The following is a 9,916-nucleotide window of genomic DNA, read 5'->3' as shown; positions in this document are numbered from 1 at the left end:
GTTCGGCGGCTGGATCGCGCTTGCCCTCGTCATCGCGCTCTGGCAGGCGGCCGGCAGCGTCGGTCTCGTCAATCCGCTGTTCCTGCCGGCACCGTCGGCGATCGTGCGTGCGATCTACGAGCTCGCGATCTCAGGCGCGCTCTGGCAGCACCTCTCGGCCTCGCTGCTGCGCATCGGCGTCGGCTGGCTGCTGGGCACTGCGGCCGGCATCGCCGTCGGCTTTGCCATCGGCCTGTCGCGGCTCGCGCGCAGCGTCGGCATCACCTTCATCTCGGCGCTGTTCCCGATTCCGAAGATCGCGCTGCTGCCGCTGTTGATCCTCTGGCTCGGCATCGGCGAAGAGCCGAAGATCGCGACCATTGCGCTCGGCGTGTTCTTCTCGACCGCGATCTCGGTCTATAGCGGCGTCGACGCGGTGCCGCGCAACCTCATCCGCATGGCGCAGAGCTTCAACGTCCCCTTCGCCACCATCGTGCGCAAGGTGATCTGGCCGGGCGCGCTGCCCGCAATCCTCGCAGGCTTCCGCATCACCGCCTCCGTCGCGCTGCTGCTCGTCGTCAGCGCCGAGATGATCGGCGCGCAATACGGCATCGGCGCGTTCGTGCTCCAGGCCGGCAATCTGATGCAGACGGACCAGCTGCTCGCGGGCGTGGTGATCCTGTCGGTGTTTGGATTGGCAGTGGGGAAGGTGATCAATCTGCTGGAGATCAGACTGTTGCACTGGCGGTGAGGCATACTCCGTCATTGCGAGCGCAGCGAAGCAATCCAGACTGCCTCCGTGGAAAGACTCTGGATTGCTTCGCTGCGCTCGCAATGACGATGTGGAGGTAGGTGCGCTCCACAATCCAGGTCGTCATGCCCGGGCTTGTCCCGGGCATCCACGTCTTTCCTCAGGCGCGGCGGCACGTAGATGGCCGGGTCAAGCCCGGCCATGACGGAGGATAGAGCCCCGCCTCACGCATTCCCGCGATCTTCCCGGAACAAGTCCAGCTTCTGCTGCACCGGGCGGTCCGAGAAGCTGAACAGCACGGCATCGTCATCGGCCTCGTGCGTCACCCATTGCCAGCTCGGCACCACGAACAGGTCGCGCGGCCCCCATTCGAATACGGCATCGCCGATGCGGGTGCGGCCCTTGCCTTCGATCGGACAGAACACCGTCGCGTCCGTCGAACGATAGCGCGCGGTCTTGAAACCCTTCGGCAGCAACTGGATGAAGGTGCCGATGGTGGGCATCGCGAAATCGCCGGTCTCGGGATTGCTGAACTTCAGCTTCAGCCCGTGGCAGGCGTCCCATTCCTGGCTCGCGCGAGCCTTCTCCAGCGCCTCGCGTGTGTAGGCATAGGGATAGCTGAAGATCGGCGAGGTCTTCGAACTCCGCTTCACGTCGACCGGCAGCAGATTGTGGCCGTAGCGCGCAAAGCTGTCGCCGGCGGGCTTCGTGATCCTCTGCTGGTCCTCCGTTGAGCCTTCCGCAAAGGAGCAGTCGAAGAACTGCACCAGCGGGATATCGAGGCCGTCGAGCCAGAACATCGGCTCGTCAGTCTCGTTGGAGTGGTCGTGCCAGGTCATCGACGGCGTGATGATGAAATCGCCGGGCTCCATCGCCGTGCGCTCCCCGTCGACGGCGGTGTGGGCGCCCTTGCCCTCGAGCACGAAGCGCAGCGCCGACTGGCTGTGCCGGTGGGCGGGGGCGACGTCGCCGGGCACCACCATCTGCACGCCGGCATAGAGCGAGGTCGTGATCTTGGACTGGCCGCGCAGGCCCGGGTTCTCCAGCACCAGCACGCGCCGCTCGGCTTCCTTGGCCGTGATCAGCTTGCCGGCTTCCGTCATGTAGTCGCGGATGATTTCGAATTTCCAGAGGTGCGGCCGGCAGGCGCTCTTCGGCTCCGGCGTGATCAAATCGCCCATCACCGTCCACAGCGCGGTGAGATTTTCGCCGTCGATCTTCTTGTAGAACGCCTCGCGTTCCGGCGTCTTGGTCACGGCTTCCATGGCGCGCCTCCTGTGGTTCTCGTTGAGATTGACAGCATACTGACAATCTTTGTAGCGTCAACGTGGAAGGTCTCGGACGGGCAAGAAACCAAGAGGGAGGGTTTCGATGAAACTGCACGGCTATTTCCGCTCCAGTGCCGCCTATCGCGTGCGGATCGCGCTGAATCTGAAGGGGCTCGGCGCCGAGCATCTGTCGCATCATCTTCGCAAGGGCGAGCAATGCGCGCCCGCCTATCTCGCCATCAATCCGCAAGGCCTGGTGCCGACGCTGGAAAGCGATGGCGGCGCCGTGCTGACCCAATCGGTCGCGATCATCGAATGGCTCGACGAGACGCACCCCAATCCGCCGCTGCTGCCGAAGGATCCGCTGCGCCGCGCCAAGGTAAGGGCGTTCGCCTTGGCGATCGCCTGCGACACCCATCCGGTGCAGAACCTGAAAGTGCTGGCGCGGCTGCGCGAGCTGGGGCTTGCCGAGGAGAAGGTCCAGGAATGGGCGGCGTGGGTCAACCGCGAGGGCCTGTCGGCCTGCGAAACCCTGATCAGGGACGAGCCGGGCCCGTTCTGCTTCGGCGATGCGCCGACGCTGGCCGATCTCTGCCTCGTGCCGCAGCTTGCCAACGCCCGCCGCTTCGGCGTCGATGTCTCGGCCTATCCGCGCCTTCTCAAGGCAGAAGCCGCCGCCAAGGCGTTGCCGGCGTTCGCCAATGCGGCACCGGAGAAGCAGCCCGATGCCGAGTAAGCCTCCTCCTCCGATCACGATGGATGCGGTCTATGCCGCGCCGGGCTATCTGTTCCGGCGCATGCAGCAGATTGCGGTCTCGATCTTCATGGAGGAGTGCAAGGCGTTCGATCTCACGCCGGTGCAATATGGGGCGCTGATCGCGATCCACACCCATCCCGGCATCGATGCGACGCGGCTGTCGGCGGTGATCGCGTTCGACCGCTCCACCCTCGGCAGCGTGATCGAGCGGCTCCAGGCCAAGGACTATATCGAGCGCAAGCCCGCGCCCGAGGACAAGCGGATCAAGCTGCTCTATCTGACGAAATCAGGCGACGCGATCCTGCGCGAGATCATCCCCGCCGTCGAACGCGCCCAGGCGCGCATGCTGGAGCCGCTGAAGCCCACTGAGCGCAAGACGCTGATGGGGCTTCTGGTGCAGCTCGTCGATCTCAACAACGAAGTCTCGCGCGTGCCGCTGCGGGCCGAGGACGCGCTGGAGCATCTGGGGAAGGGCGGGTGAGGGGCGTGGTGCTGGCCCAACACTCAATGTCGTCCCGGCGAAGGCCGGGACCCATAACCACAAAACTGGATTTGGCGAAGACAGGCAATGACCATCTCGCGCCACACGACTGTTGCGGCGTATGGGTCCCGGCCTGCGCCGGGACGACACCGAATGTGTGGCAGCGCCGTCGGCCTCACATCCGCAGCAACGCCTGCCGGTCGATCTTCCCCGTGCCCGTCTTCGGCAGTTCGTCGATGAAGATCACCTCGCGCGGATATTTGTACGGCAAGAGCTTGCCCTTGACGTAATCCTGTAGCCGTCGCGTCGCTTCGCTCTGGTCGGTGGCACGGCTGTTCATCACCACCACCGCCTTCAGCGTCATGCGACGGTCGGGCAATTCAGCGGCGAACACGGCGCATTCGCGGATGTCGGGGTGGTCGGCGAGGCACAGCTCGACCTCGAGCGGATAGACCCATTGGCCGGAGATCTTGATGAGATCGTCGGCGCGGCCGCGGAAGAAGTGGAAGCCGTCGGCATCGCGCACGAAGCGGTCGCCGGTGTAGATCCAGCCGCCCTCGCGGATGGTCTCGGCGGACTTGTCCGGCCGGTTCCAGTACAGCGGCGTGTTGGAATCGCCGCGGACCCACAAGATGCCTTCCTCGTCGTCGCCGACCTCGCTTCCGTCCTTGTCGCGCAGTGCGACCTCGTAGCCGGGCACGCGCAGGCCCGCGGCGCCGAGCTTTTTCTGCTCGGGGCGGTTGGAGAGATAGATGTGCAGCACCTCGGTCGAGCCGAGGCCTTCGACGATTTCGAGGCCGGTGAGAGTCTTCCAGCCGTTGAAGACGTCGGCCGAGAGCACTTCGGCCGCGGAGAGCGCCATGCGCAGCGACGAGAAGTCCGTCTGTCGCGCGCCCTCGGCCTTGGTCAGCGAGGTGTAGAGCGTCGGCAGGCCGAAGAAGACCGTCGGCCTGTACTGCTCGACCGCCGCGAAGATCGTTGCCGGCTTCGGCTGGCCCGGCAGCAGCAGCGTCGTCGCGCCGACCGAGAACGGGAAGGTGACGGAGTTGCCGAAGCCGTAAGCGAAGAAGATCTTCGGCACCGAGAAGCAGATGTCGTCGGGCGTCAGCTTCAGCACGTTCTGGGCGAAGGCCATCTCGCTATAGGCCATGTCGTGCTGGAGATGCACGATGCCCTTGGGCCGGCCGGTCGAGCCGGAGGAGTACATCCAGAACGCCATCTCGTTGCGATTTGTGTCCGCCTCCGCCAGCTCGGCCGGGAATTGCGCAAGCCAGCCTGCTGCCGCGACCGCCGCAGGCGCAGCATGCTCGCCCGTTTCGCCATTGACGACGATCAGCGTGCGCAGGTTCGTGTCCTTGCACGCCTCCGCATTGAAGCGTGCGCAGAATTCGGACTCGGCCACCGCGACGGTCGCGCCGGAATCGGCGAGATAGAATTGCAGGAGATCGGGCGGCGTCAGCGTGTTGATCAGGAGCGGCACGAAGCCGGCGCGCACCGCGCCGAAGAAGGCGGCGGGATAGGCCGGCGTATCGTCGAGGAACAACAGCACGCGGTCGCCGCGTTTCAGCCCGAGTGAGATGAAGCCGTTGCCCCAGCGGCAAGCCTCCGCGCAGAGCTCGGAATATGTGCGCGTGCCCGCCGCACCGATCAGCGCGAGCTTGTCGCCATATCCCTTGCCGAGATTGTCGAACAGCACGCGGCTGGCGTTGTAGATTTGCGGAACGGCAAAGCCGATCTCGCGTGCGCCCGCGCTGTCCGCGGGCACCTGGTCGCGAATCTCGTTGTTCATGCCTCGTCCCCGCCGTTCTTTGCGGCCTCATAACGTGCCATGAAGGCCGGCGACATCGTGCGCAGGCGGGAATCGTCGATACGCCCGGAGCGGGTGATGTAGCTGTAGGCAAAGTCCATCAAATCGAGCTGCATGTGTTCGGCAAAGTGCTCGTACCAGCAGGCCGAGGTGCGCGCAGCGTTGACGAGTTTCTGCACCACCGGKTTTCGCTCGGCCTGGTAGCGAAGCAATGCGGTGTTCAGATGCGCATCGGATTCCAGCGCCTTGACAAGCGCGATCGCGTCCTCGATCGCGAGCCGCGTGCCGGAGCCGATCGAGAAATGCGCCGAGTGCAGGGCGTCGCCGATCAGCACCATGTTCTTGAACGACCAGTGCTCGTTCCAGACCCAGGGGAAATTGCGCCATACCGATTTGTTGGAGACGAGGCAGTGGCCGCCGAGCGTATCCGCAAACACCTCCTCGCAGACGCCCTTGGACTGCTCGACGTCCTTGTAGGCGAACCCGTAAGCCTGCCAGGTGGCGTGATCGCACTCGACCAGGAAGGTGCTCATGGTCGGCGAATAGCGGTAGTGATGGGCGTTGAAGGCACCGCGGTCGGTCTTGACGAAGGTCTGCGACAGCGTGTCGAACCGCTTCGAGGTGCCGTACCAGACGAACTTGTTGGAGGAGTAGGACAGCGAGGTGCCGAAATCGCCCTCGAAGGCGCGGCGCACCAGCGAGTTCAAGCCGTCGGCGGCGACGATCAGGTCGTGGCCGTTGAGTTGGTCGATACCGAGAATTTGCGTGTCGAAGCGCGGCGTGACGCCGGCATCGAGCGCGCGCTGCTGCAGGAACTGCAAGAGCTCGAGCCGGCCAATCGAGGAGAAGCCGACGCCGTCGATGGCGACGCTGTCGCCATGGACGTTCAGCGTGATGTTCTCCCAGCTCTCCATATGCGGCGCGATCGCGTCGACCGTCTCGGGGTCGTCGGTACGCAGGAACTCCAGCGCCTGGTCGGAGAACACGACGCCAAAGCCCCAGGTCGCATCGGCCGGGTTCTGTTCGAACAGGTCGACTTGATCCTCAGGGTGACGCTTCTTCCAGAGATGGGCGAAGTAGAGCCCGCCGGGCCCCCCGCCAATCACGGCGATCCGCAACGTCTGCCTCCCAAATTGACAGTATACTTACTATCTAGGGGTAGACTAATGTGCTCCGGCCTCCCGCGCCAGCAGAATTATCGGCCAAGCGCGGCGCGCCAAAGCTCGCTTCCGGACCCCGTCTTGCGCGTGTCCGAAGCCGTCAGGCGCGAACCATAGCCAAAGCGCGTCGGCTTGGCCACCCGGGGATCAGACGCAACGCTTCACGTAGACCCCGTTCACCAGCACCCTGGTACAGCGGACCACCGGAACCGGCTTGCGGACCACGACGGCGGCGTTCGGCCCGGCGCAACCGGCGCGATAGACGCCGCGCGCGCACACCACCGCGTTGGCGTCGGTGGCCTCGAACGTCATGGTCACCGCGAATGCGAGGAGTGCAGAAGCAACGAGCAGCAATGAACGCATGTTGTCCTCCCTGTCTTGTCGTGATCGAAATCGATATCCGCAAAAGTTTGTCGCGGCAGGCGTGCGAAAATCCATTCGCGCACGCCGCCGATCAGTATCGTGCGCCTTCGGCGTGCGCTGCCTTATCGCGCTGCGAACGGGGCGAGTACCTCCTTGCAGGCAGGCGACAGCGACGCGGCATTGCTCGAGATGCATTGCACGATGCGGCCGCCGCCGGGCGCCACTCCGGCGCACAGCGTGCGGATGTCGGCGCCGCAGGCCGATCGGACGATGAGCAGTTCTTCGCGCGGCCGCAGCGGGCGCAGAACGATCACGGCTGGCGCGGCCGCCGGTGCAGGAGCCGCGCCCGCGGGCGCTGCCGTTGTTGCCGCGCCGCCGCCGGCCGCGGCGCTCAGGGCTTTCTCGCAGGCGGGCGAAACCTTGGCCTTGTTCTTCTCCAGGCATTCGAGCGCGGGGGCGCCACCGGGCGGCACGCCGGCGCAAACCTTGGGATAGTCGGCGCGGCACGCGCTCTTGACCGCAGCAACCTGCGCGCTGCTCGGCTGCTTGGCGGCAGCTGCCTTTGGCGCAGGTGCGGCGGCGGGCTTTTCAGCGGGGGCCGCTTCAGCCTTCGGCGCCGCAGGCGCCGCTTCGGTCTTGGGCGCAGCTTCGGTCTTTGGCGCGGCCGGCGCGGCTTCGGTCTTCGGAGCCGCAGCGGGCTCCACCGCGCGAACCGCGGTCTGGCATCCGGGTGACAGGCTGGACATGTTCTTCGCCAGACATTGATACGCTTCCACGCCGCCGGGCGTGACGCTCGCGCAGTGCGCCATGAAGTCCGAACGGCATGCGGACCGCATGGCGCTCTTCTGCGCGTCGGTCGGTGCTTGCGCGAAGGCGCCTGTTGCAGTTGCGAAGAGCGCGGCGGCGAGCAGCGCCGTGCGCGTTGATGCATGTTTCAACGTGTTGAACATCTGAGTGAATTCCTGCCCTGTCGGTAACGCCGACGGTTTTCAAATGTAATGCAAGCGCAATCGCCGCGAGTGATGCCTCGCGCGCGGTATCTTTGGATGCTTTGGCCTCTACCGCAAGTAGATTATGCCGGCGCAATTGCGACGAAACTAGAGCATGATCCGGACCCGAGGGGCCGCGTTAGCGCAAAGTGTGCAGCGGTTTTCCCTTGCGACAAACGCGGAACGCGTTTGCGCGGAGATCACGCTCAAACAATACGTCGTCAGAGCTTGACCATGCGCTTGCCGCGGTTCTCGCCCGCGAGCAATCCGATCAGCGCTTTCGGCGTGTTCGCGAGGCCGTCGATGATGTCCTCCTGCACCTTCAGCTTGCCGGATTTGACCCAGGCCTGGAGATCGGCGAGCGCGCGCTGGCTGTCCTTCATGTAGTCCATCACGATGAAGCCCTGCATGACCAGCCGCTTCACCACGATCAGGCCGGGCACGCCGCGCGGACCGTGCGCCGATGGCGCGCCGTCATATTGCGAGATCGCGCCGCAGCAGGCGATGCGGCCGTAATTGTTCATCTGCGGCAGGCAGGCTTCCAGAATGTCGCCGCCGACATTGTCGAAATAGACGTCGATGCCCTTCGGCGCGGCCGCGCGCAGGGCCTTGAACACGGCGCCGTCCTTGTAGTCGACGGCGGCATCAAAGCCGAGCTCGGAGGTCAGCCAGTTGCACTTGTCGGCGCCGCCGGCGATGCCGATCACGCGACATCCCTTGATCTTGGCGATCTGCCCGACGATCGAGCCGACCGAGCCGGCCGCGGCGGAGACCACGACGGTCTCGCCCTCCTTGGGCTTGCCGACCTCCAGCAGGCCGAAATAGGCGGTGAGGCCGGCGATGCCGAACACGCTGAGCAGATGCGTCATCGGTTCCAGCTTCGGCATCTTGGTGAGGTGCTTTGCCGGTACCGCGGCAAACTCCTGCCAGCCGGTGTCGCCGAACACGATGTCGCCGGCAGCCAAGCCCGGCGCCTTCGAGCTGACGACCTCGGCGATGCCGCCGCCGGCCATCACGCTGTTGGCTTCGACGGCTGAACGATAGGTCGCGCCATGCATCCAGGCGCGGTTGGCGGCGTCGAGCGAGATGTAACGCACGCGCAGCAAAGCCTCGCCGTCCTTCGGCTCCGGCATCGCGCCGTCGACCATCTTGAAATGTTCGGGGCCGAGCTTGCCGCTCGGCTTTTCCACCAGAAGAATCTGGCGATTGATGTTGCCGCTCATGGCGTTTCCCTCTTCGTTTGCTTGACGATTATTGATGCAGCCGCCGCAAAGAAAACGTGCAGGCCGCATTCGTTGTGCGCTGCATGAAGGCTAGATCGCGGGGGGCAGTTTCACAACGGGAACATCCGGCCAACGCGGCCACCCGCCAAGCGTGTTGCGTAGCCGTCATATCTGCGACATCATGAAGCGCCGGTGTACGTGGGGGTAAGCAATGTCGAACAGGTTTACGCAATACATCTTGGGCGCGATGGTGCTGGGCATCATCATGGGCTCGGCGATCTACAACTTTCTGCCCGATACGCGCGCCGACTGGGCCTCGTCCATCAACCTGATCGCCATGATGTTCCTGCGCCTGATCAAGATGATCATCGCGCCGCTGGTGTTCGCGACCCTGGTCGGCGGCATCGCCCATATGGGCTCGGGCTCCAAGCTCGGCCGCATCTTCGCCAAGACCATGGGCTGGTTCATCAGCGCCTCCTTCGTCTCGCTGCTGCTCGGCCTCGTGATGGTCAACCTGCTCCAGCCCGGCGCCAACTTCCCCGGCACGCTGCCTGCGGCAGGCCAATCGACCGGCCTGCCGGTCTCGGCCTTCTCGATCGAGAAGTTCCTGACCCACCTGATCCCGACCTCGATCGCGGACGCGATGGCGCAGAACGAGATCCTCCAGATCGTGATCTTCGCCGTGTTCTTCTCGGTGGCGATGGGCGCGATGCCCGAGCGCTCCAAGCCGATCCTGGCGCTGATCGACGATATCGGCCACATCATGCTCAAGGTGACGAGCTATGTGATGCTGTTCGCGCCGCTCGCGGTGTGGGCCGCGATCACGGCGACGGTGGCCAAGAACGGCCTGCTGGTGCTCTGGAAGCTCGTCGTCTTCATGGGCGGCTTCTATCTCTCGCTGGCGATCCTGTGGACGATCCTGGTGATCGTGGGCTTCATCGTGATCGGGCCGCGCTACAGCCATCTGCTGAAGCTGGTCCGCGAGCCGCTGATGATCGCGTTCTCCACCGCGAGCTCGGAGGCGGCCTATCCGAAGACGCTGGAGGCGCTCAACCGCTTCGGCGCCTCGTCGCGGATCTCGAGCTTCGTGCTGCCGCTCGGCTATTCCTTCAACCTCGACGGCACGATGATGTACTGC

10 protein-coding genes are annotated in these 9,916 nt (G+C 64.8%); 4 read left to right on the top strand and 6 right to left on the bottom strand.

What is annotated here, in order from left to right; translation table 11 throughout:
* The coding region (locus AC1D00_RS12460; protein WP_477010880.1) for an ABC transporter permease at nt 1-730 on the top strand (730 nt) is incomplete at its 5' end.
* 224 nt (nt 731-954) lie between these two features.
* Here AC1D00_RS12460 and gtdA read toward each other — a convergent pair.
* A complete protein-coding gene (gtdA, locus tag AC1D00_RS12455) occupies nt 955-1,995 on the bottom strand; it encodes a gentisate 1,2-dioxygenase (protein WP_404552232.1) in 1,041 nt (346 codons plus the stop codon).
* 106 nt (nt 1,996-2,101) lie between these two features.
* On the opposite strand from gtdA, the gene maiA reads away from it, so the two are divergent.
* Together maiA and AC1D00_RS12445 are read left to right on the top strand one after the other, a co-directional pair.
* Complete coding sequence (gene maiA, locus AC1D00_RS12450; RefSeq protein ID WP_477010879.1) at nt 2,102-2,734, top strand: maleylacetoacetate isomerase; 633 nt, start codon at nt 2,102-2,104, stop codon at nt 2,732-2,734.
* Entirely contained in the window at nt 2,724-3,236 is a 513-nt protein-coding gene (locus AC1D00_RS12445) for a MarR family winged helix-turn-helix transcriptional regulator (RefSeq protein WP_477010878.1), read from the top strand. Before maiA ends, AC1D00_RS12445 begins: the two co-directional genes overlap by 11 nt.
* Nucleotides 3,237-3,411: 175 nt before the next feature.
* Here the strand turns inward: AC1D00_RS12445 and AC1D00_RS12440 are convergent, their stop codons facing one another.
* From AC1D00_RS12440 to AC1D00_RS12420, 5 genes are all read right to left on the bottom strand, one after another.
* Nucleotides 3,412-5,025 carry a benzoate-CoA ligase family protein gene (locus tag AC1D00_RS12440; protein WP_135174831.1) on the bottom strand — a complete coding sequence of 538 codons (1,614 nt, stop codon included), beginning with the start codon at nt 5,023-5,025 and terminating at the stop codon, nt 3,412-3,414.
* Nucleotides 5,022-6,161 carry an FAD-dependent monooxygenase gene (locus tag AC1D00_RS12435; protein ID WP_477010877.1) on the bottom strand — a complete coding sequence of 380 codons (1,140 nt, stop codon included), beginning with the start codon at nt 6,159-6,161 and terminating at the stop codon, nt 5,022-5,024. Before AC1D00_RS12435 ends, AC1D00_RS12440 begins: the two co-directional genes overlap by 4 nt.
* A 189-nt stretch (nt 6,162-6,350) precedes the next feature.
* Entirely contained in the window at nt 6,351-6,566 is a 216-nt protein-coding gene (locus tag AC1D00_RS12430) for a hypothetical protein (protein WP_477010876.1), read from the bottom strand.
* Nucleotides 6,567-6,688: 122 nt separating this feature from the next.
* Nucleotides 6,689-7,516, bottom strand: coding sequence for a hypothetical protein (locus AC1D00_RS12425; protein ID WP_477010875.1), 828 nt, complete (start codon nt 7,514-7,516; stop codon nt 6,689-6,691).
* Between the two features lie 260 nt (nt 7,517-7,776).
* On the bottom strand, nt 7,777-8,778 hold the full coding sequence (locus AC1D00_RS12420) for an NADP-dependent oxidoreductase (RefSeq protein ID WP_477010874.1): 1,002 nt from the start codon (nt 8,776-8,778) through the stop codon (nt 7,777-7,779).
* A gap of 211 nt (nt 8,779-8,989) precedes the next feature.
* Here AC1D00_RS12420 and AC1D00_RS12415 point away from each other — a divergent pair.
* A partial coding sequence (locus tag AC1D00_RS12415) for a dicarboxylate/amino acid:cation symporter (RefSeq protein WP_477010873.1) occupies nt 8,990-9,916 on the top strand: 927 nt, incomplete at its 3' end.

It is taken from the genome of Bradyrhizobium sp. P2_E8, from assembly GCF_056403875.1.
The sequence above is the reverse complement of the archived record's forward strand: the minus strand, read 5'-3'. Positions and strand labels throughout refer to the sequence as shown.

What these genes read in the sequence shown, in the direction of transcription:
- maiA (WP_477010879.1), top strand. Translation starts at nt 2,102, where the DNA reads ATGAAACTGCACGGCTATTTCCGCTCCAGTGCCGCCTATCGCGTGCGG.
- AC1D00_RS12420 (WP_477010874.1), bottom strand. Translation starts at nt 8,778, where the DNA reads ATGAGCGGCAACATCAATCGCCAGATTCTTCTGGTGGAAAAGCCGAGC.
- AC1D00_RS12425 (WP_477010875.1), bottom strand. Translation starts at nt 7,516, where the DNA reads ATGTTCAACACGTTGAAACATGCATCAACGCGCACGGCGCTGCTCGCC.
- gtdA (WP_404552232.1), bottom strand. Translation starts at nt 1,995, where the DNA reads ATGGAAGCCGTGACCAAGACGCCGGAACGCGAGGCGTTCTACAAGAAG.
- AC1D00_RS12445 (WP_477010878.1), top strand. Translation starts at nt 2,724, where the DNA reads ATGCCGAGTAAGCCTCCTCCTCCGATCACGATGGATGCGGTCTATGCC.
- AC1D00_RS12440 (WP_135174831.1), bottom strand. Translation starts at nt 5,025, where the DNA reads ATGAACAACGAGATTCGCGACCAGGTGCCCGCGGACAGCGCGGGCGCA.
- AC1D00_RS12430 (WP_477010876.1), bottom strand. Translation starts at nt 6,566, where the DNA reads ATGCGTTCATTGCTGCTCGTTGCTTCTGCACTCCTCGCATTCGCGGTG.